Genomic DNA, 21782 nt, shown 5'->3' with positions numbered 1-21782 from the left:
CTATGCCAATAGACGTTTTCCTCGTGCTAAGCCATATCCTCTACCCAGCAGTACTGCTGTCTTCTTCTTGGCAGCCTTTGCGGGAGCTTTGGGGAAAGCCTTGTTGGCATGGAACACCCGTAGCGTCTCGATGATGGCAGGGTCGTCTGCATTGAGATATTTCAGCCATGCTTCTTCGTTCATCATGTTATAGATGATGCGGCTATTGATATAGCGTTCCAGAAGTTTGTGAGAGCGTTTAATCATCAGGTTGCGACGTTTCAGTCCGCTCTTGTCGGCAAAGGCAGCAAACTGTTCTACGGTATTCTGCTTGACGAGATATTTTGCCAATTCTTCTGATGTGGTAAACTCGTTGAGCTTTTGGCGGTTGTTGTCTGTGTAGTTATAGGCAAACTGCAGGATGAGTCCTGTCATGGATGCTGCCTTATAATAAGAGGTGTATGCGGTAGTATCTTCTGCAATAAAGATGTCGGGGGTGATTCCACCACCACCGTAAACCACTCGACCGATGCGTGTAGTATAGGCACGTCCTGAATGTTTGATGCTGTCTTGTGAGAAGAACTCACCGTGTTTGTATCTTGCCAGCATGTCATCTTCGTAGTCGCTATTGTCGCCTGCCACGTATGGCTTCTGGATGCAACGACCTGACGGGGTGTAATAGCGAGCAATGGTAAGTCGGACCATGGAACCGTCTGAGAATGGGATAGGTTGTTGTACCAGTCCCTTACCGAATGAGCGTCTGCCTATGATTGTACCACGGTCATTATCTTGTATGGCACCGGCAAGAATCTCGCTGGCAGAGGCCGATCCTTCGTCGATGAGTATTACGAGTGGAATGTGCTGATAACTACCGCGGCCATCGCTTCTGAACTCCTTGCGTGGTGATTTGCGTCCTTCCATATAGGTGATGAGTCGGCCCTTGGGCATAAATTCGTTGGCAATCTGTACGGCAGATTCCAGATAGCCGCCAGTATTTCCACGCAGGTCAATGGTCAGGTTCTCAAATCCCTGTTGGGAGAGCTGTGCCAGTGCGATGAGCAGTTCTGCATAGGTGTTCTCGCCGAAGTTCTTGATACGTATGTAGCCTGTCTTGTCGTTGAGCATATAGGTGGCAGTCACGCTCTTGGTAGGAATCTCTCCTCGTGTGACAACGATGTTGCGTATCTTCTTTTCGCCATAGCGCAGGATACCGAGTTTTACTTTCGTATCTTTTGGGCCTTTCAGTCTGTGCATGGCTTCTTCGTTGGTCAGGGTTTTCCCTGTGAAGGGTTTGCCATCTACCATCACAATCTTGTCGCCTGCAATGACGCCTGCTCTTTCTGCCGGTCCGTTGCCAATGACTTGTTGAACATGCAGGGTGTCCTGTCGGATGGTGAACTCTACACCGATACCAGAGAATGAGCCTTTTAGGTCATCGTTGGTTATCTGCATGTCTTTTGCTGAGATATAGATGGAGTGGGGGTCGAGTTCTGCCAGAATCTGAGGCAAGGCTTTCTCCACCAAATCGTTGACGTCAACGGAATCTACATATTGTGCGTCGATGATTCGCAACAGGTTGTTGAGCTTGTTGCTGCTGGAGTTGATGATGCTCAGACGGTTGCCTGAGAAGTGGTTGGCATAGAATGTGCCTATGAGAATACCGACAATGACGCTGAGCGCCATGAGAAGCGGTAGGAATCGGTTAGTCTTTTTCTCTTTCATCTTATTCGTTGGGATTGAGGTATGTTGTTTCTATTCCGGCGCGTTCCAATAGGTCTATACCGTCTGTCAGGCGGTATTTTTCACCATAGACCACGCGGCGTATGCCTGCCTGGATGATGAGTTTAGCACACTCGATACATGGTGAGGCTGTGATATAGATGGTGGCACCGTCGGAATTGTTTGACGAACGTGCCAGTTTGGTAATGGCATTGGCTTCGGCATGGAGCACATAAGGCTTGGTGACGTTGTTGTCATCTTCGCAGACATTCTCAAATCCGCTTGGCGTTCCATTATAGCCGTCGCTGATGATCATACCTTCTTTCACCACGAGTGCGCCTACCTGCCTGCGTTGGCAGTAGGAGTTCTCGGCCCAGATGCCTGCCATCCTCAGATAGCGGAGGTCAAGCTTTCTTTGTTTCTCGTTTGATTCCATTTCTTTTCAGTAATGCGTCGATGGTGGGTTCTCCCTTACGGAAGCGTTTATAGAGTGTCATGGGGTGTTCTGTTCCACCTTTTGACAGAATATTATCTCGGAAGCTTTGTGCGGTCTGCTTATCGAAAATGCCATGCTTTTTGAATACGGCGAAGGCGTCTGCATCGAGTACTTCTGCCCATTTATAACTATAGTATCCGGCTGCATAACCTCCTGCCATGATGTGTGAGAACTGTACTGTCATGCAGGTGTCTGGCAGTTGGGTGCCGATAATGGCTTTCTTCCATGCTTTTTTCTCGAACGTCAGAATATCGTCGTCAAAGGGCTTGCGCTGTGTGTAGTATGCCATGTCGAGCAATCCGAACGATACTTGTCGCAGACATCCCGATGCTGCCATGAAGTTCCGGCTTTTCTTGATGCGTCGGATGAGTTCGTCGGGCATTGGTTCGCCGGTCTTGTAGTGGAATGCGAAGGTGCTGAGGAAGTCTTTCTCTACTGCATAATTCTCCATGAACTGTGAAGGCAGTTCTACAAAGTCCCACCACACATTGGTACCAGACAGGCTTTCGAAGCGAGTGTTGGCAAACATGCCGTGGAGTGAATGTCCAAATTCGTGGAGGAAGGTTTCTACCTCGCCCAGGGTGAGCAAGGCTGGTTTCTCATCTGTGGGCTTGGTGAGGTTCATCACCACACTGACATGTGGACGTACGTTCTCGCCCTTTCGTGTGATCCATTGTCCTTGGTATTCGGTCATCCATGCGCCACCCTGCTTGCCTTTGCGGGGATGGAAATCTGCATAGAATACGGCGAGATAGCTTCCGTCGTTATCAAACACCTCGTAGGCTTTTACGTCTGGATGATAGACGGGAATGTCTTTGTTTTCGCGGAAAGTGATGCCGTAGAGTTTATTGGCGAGTCCGAATACACCTTCTATCACCTTTGAGAGTTCAAAATAGGGGCGCAACATCTCGGCGTCGAGGTTGTAGCGCTTCATTTGCAACTTATGTGAATAGAATCCGGAATCCCATGGCATCATTTTTTCTACATCCTTATGTGCCATTTTGATGAGTTCGTCGCGCTCTTTGATGGCTGTTGGGCGGTAAGCGTCAATCAAGTCGTCAAGCAGTCGATATACGTTTCTCACGTTGGATGCCATGCGATGTTTCAATACATAGTCTGCATAGGTTTTGAATCCCAGCAGTTGGGCTATTTCGCGACGCAGGTTAACAAGGCGTTTGCAAATGTCTATATTGTTTTCGCTGTTGTTGTGGGTGCACACGGTATTACGCTCCATATACATCTGTTTGCGCAGGTCGCGTTGTGTGGAATAGGTCATGAACGGTGAGTAGGATGGAAAGTCGAGGGTAAATACCCATCCCTCTTTTCCCATTTCCTTGGCCGTTTGTGCGGCAGCCTCCCGTGCGGTATCGGGTAGTCCGTCGAGCTGTTGCTCATCGGTGATATGGAGTGTGAAGGCTTTATTCTCTTTCAGCAGGTTTTGTGAAAACTGCAAAGAGAGCATAGAAGCCTCTTCTGTGAGTTTGCGCAGACGTTCCTTGCCTTGTTCGTCGAGTAGTGCACCACTCCGTACAAACCCGTCATAACAGTCGTCAAGCAAACGCTGCTCCTCATCGGTGAGACGTCTGTGGTGCAGATGCACTTGACGGATGCGCTCAAAGAGGCGTGGGTTGAGTCGCACGTCGTTGGAGTGTTGTGTCAGAATAGGTTGCAACTTTTGTGCCAACGCATCCATCTCGTCGTTGGTTTCAGCCGACATCAGATTGAAAAATACAGCAGAGACACGTCCCAACAGGTCGTAGTAGCCCTCTTTGTCTTCATCGCTGGTGACGATGGTGTTGTCGAAAGTGGGCTTCTCTGGATTATTGATGATTTTGTCAATCTGCTCGTTGTCACGGCGTATTCCTTCCATGAATGCCTCTTCGTAGTCTTCAAGTCTGATTTTATCGAAGGGCACAGTATCGTGTGGAGTATTGTAGGGTACTAAAAATGGATTCTGATGTTCACTCATACTAACGTTAATTTATCAAGGTGCAAAGATACGAAATATGTAGCATACAACGAAAGAAAACGCGTTAATTGAAATTAAAATATACTACAAATTATCGTGTCTGGCTGTCTTGACAATTTTTTGTGGGTGATAAGCGGGAGTATCATACGCTTCAAAATGCCCTTCACAAGACTTATCCATGTAGAAATCTATTGGCGTTTTTCCAATATCAAATACAGTATTTTTCCTTCGGGATGTGTTCGGGATGCTTTCTGTTTATAATCAGCTTTCTGCCTATATAGTATTTCCCATGTGAGTCCCATGTGAGTCCCATGTAAGTCTCAATATTTTGCTTGATTATGGGAACTTGTTGGGAGACATTTCCTTGATAAAACGTTTTTATGTTATCATGATGCCGTTAGGCTTCTTACCAACCTTCAGTTGTAAACTGTCGTTGTGATGATGTATTTTTGTTTCAAAGGTCATTCCCTTCTGTAGCGGTCGTGTTCCACATCAGAAGTCTTTCTATCAAGGGAATGACGATGCGGCCGCGATGAAGGGAGAGTAGGTTTTCCGTTTGCATTTGGTTGAGCGTTTGTGAAATGTCGCGCACTCTGGCGTCAATCATTTCTGCCAACTGTCGCATGAGGATATGGAACGTTTTGGGGCCTGCGGGGTATTGACATTGCGAGAAGAAATAGCGAATGAGTCGTTCACGAAGATCTTTTGGCGCCGATTGACGTGTTCGGTTGTCGTACCGCTGGCAGGTGGTGGCAAGCAGATTGACATAGTTGAGGCGGAACACCAGTTGTGTTTCCATCAGCAGACGCACTTCTGCTTTGTCGATGGTAAGGATATTGGTGTCGGTCAGCGTGGAGTAGGTGTGTTGGTAGTGTTGTTCCACACCATAGAGTCGTTCGGGTTCAAGCACATAGGGTGCAGATAGTTGTTCGACAACCCGACAGGGTCGTGGACCGGAAAAGTGTTCTGACTTCAATTGCCCGTTGATGAGAAACACCAATTGTTCGCATCGGCTTCCAGCAGTCCATAGTGTTTTCTCTGCGGGATATTTATGGAATCCGATACGTGTGTGTGCCACAACCTCCATGAGTTCCGAATGGCTCATGCCTTGGAATAGGGGAAATTGTAACAGCTTATCGTAGAGGTGTATGGCGGGCATGTTGCTTAGGGTAGTTGCTCTATTTTGTTTTTCATCTCAGGTGAGTACCATACAGCAATTTTTCCCTTTTCGTCTGTATAGATGAAGTAGGCCATCAGCTGTTTTTCCTTTTCCAGTATCTGCTTGGCCCCTTCCATCCCCATCACCATAAATGCTGTGGCATAGGCATCCGCTTCAGCACAGGTGTTGGCAAGGACGGTAGCCGACAACAGACTATGCTGTACGGGATATCCCGTCTTTGGGTCGATGGTGTGTGCATATTTTCTGCCGCCTTTGTAATAGAAGTTGCGGTAGTTGCCGCTGGTGGCCATGGCAATATCGCTCAAGTTGAGGATTGTTTGGTATTCGTTGTTGTAGAGCAAAGAGTCTTCCGTTGGTTTTACCACCCCGATGCGCCATGGTGCTCTTCGTGCGCTGACACCACGTGTGGCAATCTCGCCACCTATCTCTACCGTGAAGTTGTTCACGCCTTTTTTCTTCAACAGTCTTGCCACGGCATCCACTCCGTAGCCTTTGGCAATGGCAGAGCAGTCGAGCATCAGTCGAGGGTCGGCTTTTTTCACTTTCATGTGGTCGATAGAAACCTTTCTGTAGCCTATGAATTGCAGGATGGAATCTACTTGATGGCGGGTGGGCATGTTTCCACTTTTGAAGCCGAACCCCCATGCGTTGACCAGTGGCGCTACGGTGATGTCGAATGCTCCTTCGGTGTTTTCTGATATGGTTTGTGCCAGATTGAATACTTCAAGAAACATGTTGTTGACCTTCATGTCCTTGTTGTTGTTGACATTGGAAATGATGGAGCTTTTGTTGAACATCGACAGGGCTGCGTCAACCTTGTTGAGTTCTGCAAGTATTTCCTTTTCGTAGTCTTGATCCGACTGGTAGGTGATGCTGTAAGTAGTGCCGAATATAAAACCTTTGTTGGTGAGGTAGGGCATGTTTTGCTGTTGCCGGATAATCAGCACGGTGCCGATGATGAGTACGGCGAGGAATGGTATTTGCCAAATCAGGCGTTTCTTGTTTTTTGCAGACATGGTTTCAGGGATAGTTTGTATTGTTTTAAATGTCGATAATCACGTTGAAATTAGCGGCAATTCGAGTGTCGCCATAGGTACCGAAACCAGGAATATACCAGGTTTGTCCTGCTGTTCCGTCGTTGTGGGCTATGCGTCGTTTGTAGCGCACATTCCATCCCAGATGGATGGGACCGCTGATTTTAGCATCAATGCCGAATACTGCTTCCAGCCAATGTTGCGAACATTGCATGTCTTGGATGTCAACGATATTACTTCCTTGCCATACGGGGTCGTCCATTTCGCCTCGCATTATATCTACTTTATAAGAGGTGAAAGCATAGCGGAAACCGCCATACAGACGATTGGGGCCATGTTTCTTCTTCAGCAGATTCCAGTCCATACCGATGCGGAAGTAGGGCGCTCCGGTCTTGTAGGTAATGCCCGTCACCTCATCGTTCTCGTGGTTGGCTTTACCGTAACCCACCTCTACGATGGGAAACCATTGGTCGTGGAGATTCAGTCGGAATGCTCCTTCGTATTCGCCATGGTCGCTGAGTGCCAACATGGCAGGGCCAACGAGGTCGAAGGAAACGGCAAATCCCCTGAACATCGGTATCGAGTCTTCCGGTATGATGATGTTTTTCTGTTGAGCCCTACCGTTGCCGGTGGCTGCCACAATCAGCAGAAGACTAATAGCGATCCTTGAGATATAAGTGGAAATGTTCTTTCGATGCGTCATAGTTGACTTGGGAATTGTTGATGGATAACGAGTCGATGATGTGGTGTGTTGACTTCACCGACAGGATAGTATGAAAGTAGGAAATCTGGCAATCTACCGATTCGAAATGTGGTTGGTTGCTCTTTTCCACCCAGATCGTGTCGCGATAGGTATTGCCCATCGTGTCGAGGAGTGTCATGTGGAGTGTATCGACGGGGTTGATGTAACTGATGTCGAGGTCGAACGTAGTTACTCCGGTGATGCGGTTCTGTAGTATTGTGTCGCGTCCGTCGGCGCGTCGGCTGCAGATGGATAGGGTATCTACCTTCAGAGTGTCGGCTGTTCCGTTGGCTTTCTTCAGACTATAGACCGTATATACACGGTTCTGTACCGGACAGTCGATAGACGAGCAACCTGCGATAGCCAGTAGAGTAGCGACCAACAGACAGGGTAGCCAGTAGAGGCTGCCTTGCTTACAGTATTTCAGAATATTGTGTTGCTTCTGTTGCATGGTTTTACGCTTGCTCAATTTTTATTTCTTCTTCTATCTGATAGTCGTTTCTTCCAGCACTGTTACGGCTGATGAGGTCGCCCAGGAATCCAGCCAAGAACAGTTGTGTACCAATCATCATCATCGTCAGAGCGATGTAGAAGAATGGTGAGTCGGTAACCAATCGCATGGGAATGTGGCAATAGAGTGCCCAGAGTTTCTCGGCTCCGATAATGAAGGCTGATATGAATCCTATCATGAAGACGAGTGTGCCCAAGAAACCGAATACGTGCATCGGCTTTTTGCCGAATGTTCCAAGAAACCAAAGGGTCATCAAGTCAAGGTAACCGTTGACGAAACGATTCCATCCCATAAACTTCGATTTGCCGTACTGGCGTTTCTGGTGGTGTACTACTTTCTCACCTATCTTGTCGAAACCGGCATTTTTTGCCAGATAGGGAATGAAACGGTGCATCTCGCCGAACACCTCTATGTTCTTTACCACATCACGGCGGTAGGCTTTCAGCCCGCAGTTGAAATCGTGAAGGTTCTTAATGCCGCTCACCTTGCGTGCCGTGGCATTGAAGAGTTTGGTGGGGATAGTTTTTGAAAGTGGGTCGTGGCGCTTCTGTTTGTAACCGCTCACCAGATCATAGTGCTCGTCCTTTATCATATGGTAGAGTCCTGGAATCTCGTCGGGCGAGTCTTGCAAGTCAGCATCCATCGTAATGACAACATCGCCTTGGGCAGCCTTGAAACCGCAATAGAGTGCGGGACTCTTACCGTAGTTGCGGCGGAATTTGATGCCTTTCACGTGTTGTGATTTAGAAGCCAGTTCGCGGATTACGTCCCAACTGCGGTCTGTAGAACCGTCGTTGACGAAGATAATCTCGTAACTGAAATTGTTGGCCACCATCACGCGGTCTATCCATGCGTGGAGTTCAGGTAGCGACTCGTCTTCATTATATAAGGGTATAACTACGGAAATATCCATTTTTTCTATTCTTTTATGTTGGTATCTATATAGTGTTCTATTGTTTTTTGCGCATAAACAGAGCAATGGGCAGTCCCCAGAAGAAACCTGAGAGAATGACCGACGACAGCACGTTGAGGGCATAGTCGATAGGTCGCAGTTCGCTCAATATGCGCAAACTGTCGTTCATCTCTTGGTCAACGCCGTAGAGCTTCATGGCTTGTTGGCTTTCAGGAGATTGCAGGATGTCTGTAAACTGGCTTATCAGATAGCCATTGTCAAGATAGGCAAAGTATATGAAAGTAGCAGCCGTCAGTAGCAAACCGCCATAGAAAAAGGTGAGGATGCTATAGGCGTAGCCCAGTCCAAACGATAGCCTTCCTTGACGGCCGTAGTCGCGATAGTGGCGCAGACGGCTGGCTACGAAAAAAGGTGTAGCCGCAATGGTCATCAAAGCGACAAACGTGAGGAGCGGTTGCGTCATTCCTATTATATAGCAAGCGAACGCCCCAATCATAACGAGCGAAAGCAATGCGCCATCTTGGCGAGCAAACGCTTTCAGTTGTACGTATTCCTGTGGTGTCATCAATATTCGAATATCGTTTGCAAAGGTAGTGCAAACCGAGCGAAATACAAAGAAAAACCTCGTTTTTCTTTTATTTCCGAGGTGCCGCCTACCTTGGGGCTGTCAAGTCCAAAGTAGTGCAAACCGAGCGAAATACAAAGAAAAAGCTCGTTTTTCTTTTATTTCCGAGGTGCCGCCTACCTTGGGGCAGTCAAGCCCAGAGTAGTGCAAACCGAGCGAAATACAAAGAAAAAGCTCGTTTTTCTTTTATTTCCGAGCTGACGAACGAAGAAAGAGCAGAGTCAAGTTCTCTTGAACTCTGCCTTTCAAGGAGGAAGAAAACCTTTAGGTTAGGTGCCGTTAGTCTAAGACTGTAGGTTTGTGGTCGTGGTGAATCATGCGAAATACAGGAGGGGCAACCGGTCTCTGTTTATTTCTGCTATACGGGCAACTGTAGAGTCGTAAGTTGAAGATAAATGGGGGAGAAACTTAGAAAAACGCTTAGAAAAGTGTTAAAAACGAAAAAACATCACGACTAATGCCTGTTATTTGGAAACTTTTTAGTACCTTTGCACCCGATTTCGCCCATTAGGGCAAAAATCAAACAATAAAAATGGGCAAGTCCTGTACGGCCAGCTCCCTCGGAATCCTCCAGGACGGGAACGTAGCAAAGGTACTTGGTTGTAGCGGCGCGATACAGACAGCTTGCCCACCCGCCTCTTTAGCTCAGTTGGCCAGAGCACGTGATTTGTAATCTCGGGGTCGTTGGTTCGAATCCGACAAGAGGCTCAAATGATGAACGGACTTCCATGCCAGGAGGTCCGTTTTGCTTTTCTTATATTGAAGTGTTCAAGCCACAACGGGTTCTCGTTTTATGATTACCATATTTTTACGCGCACACGCGAGAGTCTGCAAATGCTAACATCGAACACCATGATGTCGTAATTGACATACGATCACGGACTTAAGTGGTGTTAGATGACTATATCTTTACGTGCATCGAACATCTGTTAAATACTCGTTGCACATGGTGCAATCTCTGTGGGAAATCCAAGTAACAACGAGGTTTTTGTCGTGTGTATTTGGCTAAGAATGTACGTGGCGTTTTGCGGCAATTCTCTGCAATGTTCCAAAGATTTATTGCCAAACGTTTGAAAACATCCTTTCTAAACGTTTGAAAACACCCTTTCTAAACGTTTGAAAACGCCCTTGTCAACGTTGGATAATACTTTTGTCAACGTTGGATAAGACTTTTATCAAACGTTGGATAATACCTTTATCAAACGTTGGATAATACTTTTATCAAATATTGGATAATACCTTTATCAAACGTTGGATAAAAATTTTATCAGGCATCGGCAATAGTCCTGATAAACATGGGCAAGATATTCTCTGGTGGTCGAAGTGTGGTCGAAACACGTAAATAAAAAGTCATCGACCACCACTTAAAACATTGAATGATAGTGTATTATGCTATAGTGGTGGTCGAGTGGTCGATTTTTTTTGAAAACTATATTTTTGCCGTTTAAGTTGTCGCGATTGTCATTACCGTTAAAGAGAAAAAGCGGAAAAATAGCTTGTCTAATCTATATCCACAACAGTAATGCCTGAACCGCCAAACTGCACATGCTCGTCTTTCGCACTCTTCACGTTGGGCACGGTATTTAGATACTGACGAATCAGTTGGCGAAGAACTCCCGTTCCTGTACCATGTAGGATTCTCACACGCGACATTCCCACCAGTATGGCATCGTCGATGAAGTGCATTACGGCATCAACGGCTTCGTCACCACGCATACCTCTTACGTCAATATCTTGATGAAAATTGTGTTTGCGGTCTTCTATGGTGCTACGAGTCATCTTCGAGGTTTGCACAACTAAGGCAGCGTGGGGAGTTTCGGCCTTGGGCGCTTCTTTCTGTTTGCCAGTAAGTTCCAATTGTTCCAGCTTCATCTTGGTCTTCATGTCGCCAAAGATGACAACGGCATTCTTGCCTGACAGGCTCTCCACCTTACCTACCGTATTCAGTCCTTTGATACGGACATTGCTTCCCACGGTGATGGGAGCTTCCTGTTTCGGTTTTCCTGCTGATGTAAATACAGGCGATGGCGTTGCTGTGGGATTGGCGGCCTGTTCTTTCTTTTCCTGTTTGCGCTTAGCCTTGCGTTCGCGACGTTCCAGAATCTGTCGCATTTTGCGCTCTATCAACTCATCCTTCTCGCGAGTGTCAATCTCCAATACCTGTTGCTTGAATTCGTTCAACTCCTCACGAACCAGTCTGGTGCGCTCCTTTTCAGCTTGTGCCTCCTTGATTTCTCGGATAGCATTCTCTATCTTCTTATTGCTTTCGCGCAATAGTTCTTCGGCTTGCTCCTTGGCGCGACGCAGAATGGCTTTGCGCTCTTGTTCAATCTCTTCAATGTGGCTTTCGTATTTGGCAATGCGACCTTCCAACGATTTCTCATGCTGGTGGATGGTCTGGCGCTTGCCCTCCCAATAGCGTTTGTCGCGCACAATATCCTGTAGGTATTTATCGCTCTGGATGTATTCCGAACCAACGATATCGCTGGCATCGCTGATAACTTCTTCTGGAATACCCGTTTTGCGAGCAATCTCGATGGCAAACGAAGAACCAGGCTGACCGATTGACAACTGAAACAGCGCCTGCATCTGATGGCGATCGTAGAGCATGGCGCCATTGATCACTCCTTCATGGTCTTCATCAAAATGCTTCAAGTTCTGATAGTGAGTGGTAATCACACCGAATGCCTGCTTCTTCCAGAACTGTTTCAGTACGGCTTCGGCAATGGCTCCACCGATGGCTGGTTCGGTTCCACCGCCAAACTCGTCAATGAGCAGTAGGGTGCGTTCGTTTGATTGACGCATCATATTCTTCATATTGAGCAAATGGCTGGAGTAGGTTGAGAGGTCGTCGGCAATGCTTTGTTCGTCACCAATATCAATCATGATGTCTTGGAATACACCCACCGTGGAACGTTCACTCAACGGAACTGACAGACCGCATTGCAGCATATACTGCAACAGTCCTACAGTTTTCAGACATACAGACTTACCACCGGCATTAGGACCGGAGATGATCAACAGTCGCTTGTCGCGTGTCAGAATGATGTCGAGCGGAACAACCTTCTTGTCTTGTCGGGCTAAAGAGCGTTGTAACAACGGATGAACGGCACGGATCCAGTCGAGATGAGGCTCCGACTGTACCTGAGGTTCAAAGGCATTCATCTCTTGGGCGAGTTCGGCTTTCGCACGTATCAGGTCTATCTGCGCCAGGAATTGGTATGAGTCGAGAATCTCCTGCACGTGAGGTCTTACCTCAGCAGTAAATACCGTAAGGATGCGGATAATCTCACGTCGTTCGGCTGCTTCCAGTTCGCGCACCTTGTTATTGGCTTCCACCACCTCTGTCGGTTCTATAAACACCGTCTTACCAGTAGCACTCTCATCGTGCACGATGCCTTTGATGCGACGCTTCAGTCCTGGTGCTACGGGAATCACCAATCGTCCGTCGCGCATGGTAGGTGCCACGTCCTTATCTACCAGGCCATCGCGTTGTGCTGCATGTAATATAGTATATAAGGTACGCGATATTCCACCTTCGGTCTGAGCCAACTCATGGCGTATTCCTGCCAATGTCATAGAAGCAGAATCTTTGATTTTCCCGAATTTGTCGAGGATAGAGTCTATGCGACGAATCATAGCGGGGAAAGTCAGCACGCCTTCCGCCAATCGATGAAGGGCAGGGTAGGGATATTCCGGATTATCTTCGTCACCTTCATTCTTGTTGAGGAATGTCACAATCAGCGAGATGGTTTCCAATGACCGGCGCAGATCAAACAGTTCGTTCTCCTCCAGATGGGTATTTTCCAATCGGATGCGGGTTATCGACTGTCTGACATCAAAGAAATAGTTCAGGGGAAACGAATCCGTTTCCTGCTGCAATCGGCGGAATTCTCTCACCTGTTCCATCCATTCATTAATGGTGTCAGCATCATCAGTGAAGTCGATTTCATCGGCTTTCTCCTTGCCCAGAGTACTCAGACAATGGCCTTTCAACAGTGTGCGTATTTCGTCGAAACCTATCTTGGTTTCAAAGTTCTTCGGGTAAATCATGCCACAAAATTACTCATTTTTGCCCTATTTTGCAAAAAAGTTCTTGAAAAATTTGCATAATTCAAAAATTACCCGTACCTTTGCACTCGCTTTTCGACCAAGGAGAGATGGCAGAGTGGTCGAATGCACCGGTCTTGAAAACCGGCGTACTGAGAGGTACCGGGGGTTCGAATCCCTCTCTCTCCGCTAAACTCGCTGGTTTTCAGCGAGTTTTTTTTTACACCCAATTTTAAATCCAAAAATTAGGGTATCATCAAGCCTTATAAAGTATCATTTATAGGGGGTAGTACCTGTTGTCAATCTGTATTGACAGTTTCTATGCTAATTTTCTATAAAACAAAGTGTTTTGACATGATTTTTCTTGGTTATTTAACTCAAAAGTGCTAAATTTGCACCTTGGAGAGTGCATATTGTGTTTTAATCTGCACTTCCCATCGTGCATATTGAGGTTAAACTTGCACTTTTCAAGGTGCATCTAAATACATTCTACTATGGATTTGACATTGACTGAATTTATGAAGGAACAGCTGAACCTCGTTTCAACTGACTTCAAGCGTTATATGTATGACAAGCTGCCATGGGAGGCAAGACTTGTCGGTCTGATGGGACCTCGTGGTGTAGGAAAGTCCACGATGGTTCTCCAGCACATCAAGGAGCAATCCGAGGACATCCAGGATAAAAGCCTGTATGTTTCGGCTGACCACAGTTATTTCTCAACCCACACGCTCATAGACACTGCAGCCCAGTTTGTCCGTGAGGGTGGAGAATGGCTTTACATCGACGAGGTTCACAAGTACGAGGGATGGTCGACAGAACTGAAGCAGATCTACGACTCCCATCCAAAACTTCATGTGTTCTTCACAGGTTCCTCCGTTCTGGATATTCTGGAAGGTGAAGCCGACCTTAGCCGTCGTGTTCTTCTCAACGACATGCAGGGTCTTTCGTTCCGTGAGTTCCTTGAACTGTTCCATGGCATAAAGACTCCAGTACGTTCCTTAAAGGAAGTCCTGGAGGGCAAGGTACAGATAGAAGGAGTAGAGCATCCTCTTCCTTTGTTCGAGCAGTATCTTCGCGAGGGATATTATCCTTTCTCACTCGAAGGCTACTTCCAGCAGCGCCTTCAGCAGGTAATCCGTCTGACCATGGAGGTTGACATACCGCAGTATGCCAACATGACACCTGCAACAGGCAGAAAACTTCGCCGTATGCTTGGCATCATCGCAAGCAATGTTCCTTACAAGCCAGAGGCATCATCCCTTGCCAATGAGATAAAGGTTAGTCGCAACGATATTCCGAATTACCTGCTGTATATGGAGAAAGCAGGAATGATCGGACAGCTCCGTGATTGCACAGGTGGTATGCGTGGATTGGGCAAGACCGAGAAGGTATATCTTGACAATACCAATATGATATATACCATGACCGGTGAGAACGCCAACATCGGTAATGTCCGCGAGACCTTCTTCTTCAATCAGACAAGACTGAACCAGGAAGTGATCTCTTCCAAAGTGTCAGACTTCCAGATTGGTGAATACACCTTTGAGGTGGGTGGCAAGAAGAAAGGACTGAAGCAGGTAAAGGACGTGGAGAACGCTTACATCGTCCGTGATGATACGGAATATGCAAGCGGACAGTTCCTACCTTTGTGGAGCTTTGGATTGTTATACTAAAGCAAGGAAGCAGACATTTGGCTGATTGTATTACCAGATGTCTGCTTCTTCGTTATAAAATAAAAAGTTTGCCTTTTCGTCGAGATTTATAATTGTCATCGAGCATGGCAGCATTCGAAAAGACAATTCCTTCTTGCTTTTCTGTGCCAAAAGCATCGTGTGCATGACCAAACAAGTGATACTTGGGCTTAATCTCAAACACTCTGTTCCTTAGAGGTGCATTGCCCCAATGGGTTCCCGATGATTCATCAAGGATCATTACGGGCGGTTCATGGGTCACAAGGACATCTATTTCATCATTGGGAATGTGCCTTTCCGGATGATTGTATGCCAATCCAAAGAAGCGAATACCCTCTATTTCACAACTTCTGTCTTGAAGGAAATGAACATTGTCGGGAAGGTCTTCTATACCTTCAGCATCCCATAGACACAAATCATGATTTCCGGTGACGAATATCTTGTGCTTGTAAGGCAATTCTATAAACCAGTTCAAGAAGTCAAGAACCTCTTCCTCTGTGCCTTGTTCTGTGAAGTCGCCACAATGGATGATAACATCAGCTTCTGGAAGATTGGTCAGTTCATTATGTCTGTTGTGGGTGTCTGAGATTTGAAGAATTTTCATCGTATGAAATAACGGTTTTTGAACTCTTTATGGTTATTAATCAAACTAACATTGTTATTGTACGTGCTTGTCTCAAATGACAATGTTATATCCTTTGGAATAATATCTGTGACATAATGATCTATAAATCTTTGAATCATATCTTTAACATCCGTTTCTTCTTGTTTAAGGATGTTCATCCGTTTGATTGCATAACTTCTTGACCTGCGTGACAGATTAAGCAGGTTAAGGTATTCATCTTCCATTTTCCATGAGATGCTATTTAGGACAACTGATGTAATGTCCTTATAAAGATCCTTATTATGTACAATATGATTTACTATTGCAAGCAGATGACGGAATAACTGTGATGCATTATAATAAGTGAAAGACTGAAAATCCCTTAATATACTTACCAGTTCTTCGTCAGTAAACTTCCAGTGGTCATAGTAGTTCTCTTTTAGGGAGTAAGATTCTGTGAACCGTGAATTGCACATATAATATGGTTCAAGAAATTTTGACTCGTAAAAAGTGATTATCTTGTCTTCTTGTATTCTAATGTCTATATTTGATTTGCCACCGACCTTCAACGGAGAACTTTTATCCCACTCGAAAATTATATTGGCTTTAGGATGAATTTGTTCATACAGAAGAAAGAAGTTGACTCCCAATGCAGTAGAGGAATCAATGTACTTGAATTCTTCTAATGCATTACCACTCCCATCATCAAGTTCATCCTCGTGTAGTTTAGAGAGACTGCAAAATAATTCGGCATAGCGACTTCCTCCATTTTCTCGAACACACGTGTCTTTTAACAACTGTCTTTCCATATCAATTTAATTCTGTACACTTACTTATATTTTTGCATTTGCTTCCTTGTGTATGCAGATAACTTCTTTTGGATTAACTGTTTTGATTACTTTCTCGATTGTCTGGCGGTCAGCATGACCAGAGGTGTGTATGTCCACTACATTGTGGAACATACCACGGAACTCCTTGTACTTTGGGTTGGCTTTCACCTGCTCTGGATCCTTGTAATAACCATCCCAAGAAGAGTAGATGAGAAGTGTTTCTTCCTGGGGAATTTTTATTTTTTAGATAAGACCACATTTGCCAAACAAACTGCATATTCCGTATTATAGTTTTGGGGCTTCCAAGCCAACGTATAAATCACATTCGCACTTGTCACCTCATAGCCTTTATCCGTCCAGGCTTTCAATTTATCCTTGCCAGAGACAGAGAGCGCCGCGACATTGATGCCATCTTCATTTAATAAATAGCCATCCTTGTATTGCAAACTGTCACCGCTTCTGAGACGAAGCACAACATTCTTGCGCTCCTTGAAGAAGTCAAGCCAGACATCATGCATATTCAATGCAATGGATATTGATGAATACTCCTTGGGAGGATTCGTAACAAGATACAGGTTTCGTTTTGCACGAGTGAGCCCCACGTAATAAGTCCGCATATCATTGATATCCCTCCCATCAGGTATTGGCGACAAGAGATACACAGTATCAAACTCACGACCCTTTGCTTTGTGGATAGTGCTCACAAATACAGACTTATCATCAGCTGCAATGAAATCTTCAATATTCGACTCAAAGATGTATTCACGCAAATCACTACGATAATAGAATTTGTGCGTTATCTCGAAGTCTGAAAAGAAATGCCGCATAATACTGAGACAAGAACTTGCCGCATAGGTTTCCAGTGTACGCTGTTTGGCTTCTTGCCACCTCTCCTTTGAAAGAATCACATCACCTTTCCCGCCCAACTGTTTAAGGAAGTAACGCACTTCTGCAAGATTTCCAAAACGGAAACCTCCCATCGACTGCGCAATTGTGGCATGCAATCCTCGCTGCCCCAACTCGTAGGCAACCTGCATTGTTTCCTCGTTGGTACGGGTTAGTATCGCGGTACTTCCCTCTACCTTTATTTCTGCATCTAAAAGTGACTTCAAAGTCATCACCTTGCCATCTTCCCCTGTCGCTGATTGTATGGAAGTATGCTTCAAACGGCCAGGTATCCGTAGTACATAGCGGTTGGCACAATCAACTACCGCTTTTGCAGAACGATAATTGTCTGTCATCTCATACAACTTGATCTTCGGTCGAGTCTGCTCACTCTGTGTTCGCCCAATCGTAGTCTTAGTACCTTCTTGCTCGACGAGCGACAACATGTATCGTGAGTCGGAACCGCGGAAACCATAGATGTTCTGGTCGTCATCACCCACAACAACGACTCGCATCTCCTCGTTCTGGCGCATCAGAGCCTGCACCAATCGGAAGTCATCCTGTCCCATATCCTGCGCCTCGTCAATGACAAGCACGCTCTTGGCAATCTTCGATGCTTCTACCTCACCATTTTCAATCATCTCTGCCGCAAGGCGTACCACATCTTTCGCCTCATCCAGACTGCCCTGCTTGCCAACAAGGTCGAAACTATAGGAATGGAAGGTCTTGATGTCCACATAATGTGCGGCATTACCCACCAATTCTATGAGTCGTTTCTTGAATTCAGTTGCCGCAGCTCTTGAGAAAGTGAGCATCAACAGTTGCTCGTGCTTCACATCCTCCAGCAGCAACAGCGAGGCCAACTTGTGCACCAGTACCCGCGTCTTTCCGCTTCCCGGACCTGCTGCGACAACGATATATTTCGACTCCTTGTCGTCGATAATCTCGCATTGGCGGTTAGAGAGTTCGCCAAAGAGTTTGTTGTATTTGGCTGGAGTGATGTTCTGGTCAATCTGCGCCCTGCGCTCTTCTTTGAAATACTGTTTGATGAACTTGCGGAAGTCCATTGTAAAGTAGTCGTTGACGAAACGCAACGCTGCATTGTAGTCACGAACCATCAGATTGGCATATTCGCCTACGATATGAATCTGGCGAATGCGTTGTTTATAGAATTCATCCAACAAACGATACTGCTCTTTGCCATATCTGGTACGTGTTGCTACGAGACGTCCAATTTGCATGGTATTATAGAGAACGATAAATCCGCCTTCAATCTTCATCAGTTCCGTTTTGGTAAGATATAGCAGTGCTTCTTCGATGTCTGCAATTGTGGGCTTATCATTGTCCGAAAACATCGTTTCCCGGCGACTGGCAATGAACTGCTGGAGTAGTTCTATAACAGAAAAGTTGATAAGTATCATATCCTTGTTGCTGTCTTTTTGTGTACTCAAACGATCCACGACAAACCTGCAAATATCCATCCGTCGTTCAAATCGAGCTTTTTTTACCTCCATTGATGACTGAAGTCTTATGTTGACATAACCAGTAATGCTGTGCTCCTGTTTGTAAATGTACCCTTTCAGCGTCATGAAGTGCAGTAACATCCTCAGTCGTTTGACATTGGAGTAAGTCATTCCGGCCTTCTGAGCCTCCTCATTTAATTCCTTGTAGCTAAACCGACGTGATTCTTCTGAAAATTGTTGTAACATAAACTGCTCCAATCGTAGTATGGTATCAAGGTTCCTCACCGTCGTACTCTTGGTAATCCATGCCTGCATATCGCGGCTGTCAGCTAGAATACCATTCTGCCGCATCAGATTGATATTGCGAATGACAGTCGCCTTGTTCATACCAAGGATGTCTGCCAGATAGTCAACCCGACTTTCAGCCTCAGCACCTCTTCCTTCAGCTGTTGCACGAGCACTTATTAACGACTTGATAATACGAGCTGCTTCCTCGCGTGACTGCTCATCAAAGAGAGGTGAGATGGTTAGCTTGCGGCGGGCTTCATCCATATTCTTCACAGCAATGCCCGTAGCAAACACATGCGGTGAATTACTGCCACGTTGTATGAATCCAGCATCTTCAAGGGCCGCAATGGCAGCTTTCACTCGGGTTTCTATGTCATCTATTTCGTCTCCCCATCCAGCCTGGCGTGCAATGTCCAATGGCGAACAACTTACCTTATCTCGCTTTGTTGTAAGATCCTTGATGGCTTTCCAAACCTGCTGAATCTCGCTGATACTAAGTTTGGTTTGGTTAAGGAGAATAAAGTGCTTGTCGAGGTCGCTGTCTGCATACAATACAAAGCATTCAGCCTGCATCTGCGGGTCTCGTCCAGCACGTCCAGCTTCCTGCACATAATTTTCCAAAGAGTCGCTGATGTTATAGTGAACCACCAACCCTACGTCTTTCTTGTCAACCCCCATTCCAAAGGCAGACGTGGCTATAATCACCTGTGCATCGCCACTCATAAAAGCATTCTGGTTCTTAATCTTCTCCGCAGCCTCCATCTTTCCGTTGAAAGGCAAGGCACGTATGCCGTCGTTGACCAAATGCTGTGCCAATTCACGGGTTCGTCGAGTACGAGAAACATACACTATCGAGGGGCAGTTATGATCAAGAATCAATGAGCGCAATAGGTTATATTTCTCATCAGCCGTATCAGCGTGAAGCACAGAATAGCGCAGGTTTTTACGCTCAGCATTAGCGGCAAACACTTTCAGTTCCAAGCCCAACTTTGCCCTGAAGTAGTCACAAATGTCGCTAATAACCTTTTGTTTGGCTGTTGCTGTAAAACACGATACCGCAATAGGCCGTTTCAATTGTTTTTTTTCTTGCAACTGGCGAATGAAATCACCGATATACAAGTAGTCCACACGGAAATCGTGCCCCCATGCAGAGAAGCAGTGGGCCTCATCTATCACAAAGCGAACAACATGGCGTCCCATCAACAGACGCTCAATGGTCTTGCTACGCAACATTTCTGGAGCAATATAGAGCAGATTGGCTGTTCCGTCAGCCACCTGTTCGATAGCAGTTGCCCGTTCGATAGGGTCTAATAATCCGTTGATGGTCACCGCGTCGCTAATACCACGTTCCGCGAGGTTGTCCACTTGGTCTTTCATCAGCGACTGTAATGGTGAAATAACTACGGTCAACCCATGTGTATTCCTTCCAGCCATCAAAGCGGGTAACTGGAAAGTCAGCGACTTGCCGCCTCCCGTTGGGAAAATCGTCAGTAACGACTCGCCACGGATGGCCGCCTCCACAGCTTGTTGCTGCATAGGAACGCCATCAAAAATACGAAACTCACCATAACCAAAAAACTCTTTCAGTCCGTAGTGCGCATTCAACCGTTGATGACAATACTCACAATCTCCGCAAGACGTATTGCACAGTATGTTCATCACATTCACCACCTGTGGATAGTTGCGTATCACCCATGCTGGAGTTATCGAAAAGATGTCGTCAGCGCCAATCACAGCCAAACAATAGGCCAACTCTATGGGATACTGCTTGACCAAGGTGTAGAAGTCTGCATGTTTGCATATCTTCCCATCGTATTCCTTCAGAATTAATTGTATCCAATCCGGTTTAGATGCAAATATTGATGATATCCAACTTACATTTGGCGAATATCCGATATGCTTAAAGAAACCTCCGAACTCTTTAGTTTCATTCAACAGGTAATAGTAGATTTTCTGTCTATAGGGTGATAACTGATTCCAAGCCGCCACTTCGTCATTCAGCAAGTTACGAGCCTTTATCGCATCATTCACGGGATTGTTCAGTTCATCCACCTGCAACTTATCGTCCTTTACCAAGTGGTGATAAGGTCGCTTAGGGAACAGCAACGGCGACAGGAATAGCGTATCCACAATCGTCGGATTTCCCCTTAACGCGGTATATTTCAGGTCATGATTGATGATATTGTGTCCACATATTGTATCGCATCTTGACACAAAGGCATCGAAGTCAGCCTTGGAGTGAGAGTGCAACACCGCACCATCCTCCCTCACTGCCCCGTAATCCGCCACCTTCTTCGTCTGCGGATTCACCTCCGTATCAATGAATGCTATCATATCTTCACTTTTTTATTGTTTTACTTTTATCTTACTCTCTTCTTGGGTGTTATTGGTCTCTTTTTGCCTTTGGTTTAGCCTCTCCTAAAAGGATGTCGAAGGCCTGTCCTACATCTACGTGTACGCCCTTATTTGTCCTTTGCTACGATAGTTCTACCGAAGTATATTTTACTTCTGAGAAAGGAGATATTGTTTGTACTCTCTCACAAAGAGTTCTTTTAAGTCAACTTCCAGTAGATCTGCAATCTTTAATATACACGCAAGGTCTGGTTGGGAAGAGTTCGTACACCACTTGCTGACAGTCGAGGGGTTAACACCGAGCTACTCTGCCAGCCATTTGCTGGTACGTTTTTTCTCTACGAGAACCAATTTAATTCTGTTTACATCTTCCATACAATTGTGTTTTTATGCTACAAAGATAATGAGAAATTTTCATTTCCTGCCAAATATCTTAGGTTTTTCTCTAAAA

General features: G+C 45.9%; 15 protein-coding genes, 2 tRNA genes and 1 pseudogene. 3 read left to right on the top strand and 15 right to left on the bottom strand.

Annotated features, from left to right (window positions below):
- The 9 genes from CIK96_RS08880 to CIK96_RS08840 all read right to left on the bottom strand — a co-directional run bounded on the left by CIK96_RS08880 (position 1) and on the right by CIK96_RS08840 (position 9108).
- A complete protein-coding gene (locus tag CIK96_RS08880) occupies positions 1-1701 on the bottom strand; it encodes a S41 family peptidase (protein ID WP_094390629.1) in 1701 nt (566 codons plus the stop codon).
- Position 1702: 1 nt separating this feature from the next.
- Positions 1703-2134, bottom strand: a complete 432-nt coding sequence (locus CIK96_RS08875) for a dCMP deaminase family protein (protein ID WP_094390628.1) — start codon at positions 2132-2134, stop codon at positions 1703-1705.
- Entirely contained in the window at positions 2103-4163 is a 2061-nt protein-coding gene (locus CIK96_RS08870; RefSeq protein WP_094440389.1) for a M3 family metallopeptidase, read from the bottom strand. Before CIK96_RS08870 ends, CIK96_RS08875 begins: the two co-directional genes overlap by 32 nt.
- 454 nt (positions 4164-4617) lie before the next feature.
- On the bottom strand, positions 4618-5322 hold the full coding sequence (locus CIK96_RS08865) for a Crp/Fnr family transcriptional regulator (RefSeq protein ID WP_094440388.1): 705 nt from the start codon (positions 5320-5322) through the stop codon (positions 4618-4620).
- Positions 5323-5327: 5 nt separating this feature from the next.
- On the bottom strand, positions 5328-6359 hold the full coding sequence (locus CIK96_RS08860; RefSeq protein WP_094440387.1) for an FAD:protein FMN transferase: 1032 nt from the start codon (positions 6357-6359) through the stop codon (positions 5328-5330).
- A 25-nt stretch (positions 6360-6384) separates the two neighbouring features.
- A complete protein-coding gene (locus tag CIK96_RS08855) occupies positions 6385-7080 on the bottom strand; it encodes a DUF6048 family protein (protein WP_094435677.1) in 696 nt (231 codons plus the stop codon).
- Positions 7031-7570: a DUF6452 family protein gene (locus CIK96_RS08850; protein ID WP_254046793.1), complete on the bottom strand. Its 540-nt coding sequence runs from the start codon at positions 7568-7570 to the stop codon at positions 7031-7033. The genes CIK96_RS08855 and CIK96_RS08850 overlap by 50 nt, the downstream gene beginning before the upstream one ends.
- A 4-nt stretch (positions 7571-7574) precedes the next feature.
- Positions 7575-8543, bottom strand: coding sequence for a glycosyltransferase family 2 protein (locus CIK96_RS08845; protein ID WP_094440386.1), 969 nt, complete (start codon positions 8541-8543; stop codon positions 7575-7577).
- Between the two features lie 37 nt (positions 8544-8580).
- The gene (locus CIK96_RS08840) at positions 8581-9108 is read right to left on the bottom strand and encodes a DUF4199 domain-containing protein (RefSeq protein WP_094440385.1); all 528 of its coding nucleotides are present in this window, start codon (positions 9106-9108) and stop codon (positions 8581-8583) included.
- A gap of 694 nt (positions 9109-9802) precedes the next feature.
- Here CIK96_RS08840 and CIK96_RS08830 point away from each other — a divergent pair.
- Positions 9803-9876: transfer RNA gene (locus tag CIK96_RS08830), tRNA-Thr, on the top strand.
- A 792-nt stretch (positions 9877-10668) separates the two neighbouring features.
- Here the strand turns inward: CIK96_RS08830 and CIK96_RS08825 are convergent.
- Entirely contained in the window at positions 10669-13221 is a 2553-nt protein-coding gene (locus CIK96_RS08825; protein WP_094440384.1) for an endonuclease MutS2, read from the bottom strand.
- Between the two features lie 101 nt (positions 13222-13322).
- On the opposite strand from CIK96_RS08825, the gene CIK96_RS08820 reads away from it, so the two are divergent.
- A tRNA-Ser gene (locus tag CIK96_RS08820) sits at positions 13323-13407 on the top strand.
- Between the two features lie 305 nt (positions 13408-13712).
- Positions 13713-14891: an ATP-binding protein gene (locus CIK96_RS08815; RefSeq protein WP_094440383.1), complete on the top strand. Its 1179-nt coding sequence runs from the start codon at positions 13713-13715 to the stop codon at positions 14889-14891.
- A 52-nt stretch (positions 14892-14943) separates the two neighbouring features.
- Here CIK96_RS08815 and CIK96_RS08810 read toward each other — a convergent pair whose 3' ends face one another.
- The 5 genes and pseudogenes from CIK96_RS08810 to CIK96_RS08790 all read right to left on the bottom strand — a co-directional run bounded on the left by CIK96_RS08810 (position 14944) and on the right by CIK96_RS08790 (position 21706).
- The gene (locus CIK96_RS08810; RefSeq protein WP_094440382.1) at positions 14944-15513 is read right to left on the bottom strand and encodes a metallophosphatase domain-containing protein; all 570 of its coding nucleotides are present in this window, start codon (positions 15511-15513) and stop codon (positions 14944-14946) included.
- Positions 15510-16322, bottom strand: a complete 813-nt coding sequence (locus tag CIK96_RS08805; RefSeq protein ID WP_094440381.1) for a hypothetical protein — start codon at positions 16320-16322, stop codon at positions 15510-15512. The genes CIK96_RS08810 and CIK96_RS08805 overlap by 4 nt, the downstream gene beginning before the upstream one ends.
- Before the next feature lie 24 nt (positions 16323-16346).
- Positions 16347-16475, bottom strand: coding sequence for an MBL fold metallo-hydrolase RNA specificity domain-containing protein (locus CIK96_RS13520; RefSeq protein ID WP_254047122.1), 129 nt, complete (start codon positions 16473-16475; stop codon positions 16347-16349).
- 104 nt (positions 16476-16579) lie between these two features.
- Positions 16580-21313 carry a RecQ family ATP-dependent DNA helicase gene (locus CIK96_RS08795; RefSeq protein WP_094440379.1) on the bottom strand — a complete coding sequence of 1578 codons (4734 nt, stop codon included), beginning with the start codon at positions 21311-21313 and terminating at the stop codon, positions 16580-16582.
- A 168-nt stretch (positions 21314-21481) separates the two neighbouring features.
- A pseudogene (locus tag CIK96_RS08790) lies at positions 21482-21706 on the bottom strand (helix-turn-helix transcriptional regulator).
- Positions 21707-21782: the final 76 nt, after the last annotated feature.

This window comes from Prevotella sp. P4-98 (assembly GCF_002251405.1).
Classification (GTDB): Bacteria; Bacteroidota; Bacteroidia; order Bacteroidales; family Bacteroidaceae; genus Prevotella.
The sequence above is the reverse complement of the archived record's forward strand: the minus strand, read 5'-3'. Positions and strand labels throughout refer to the sequence as shown.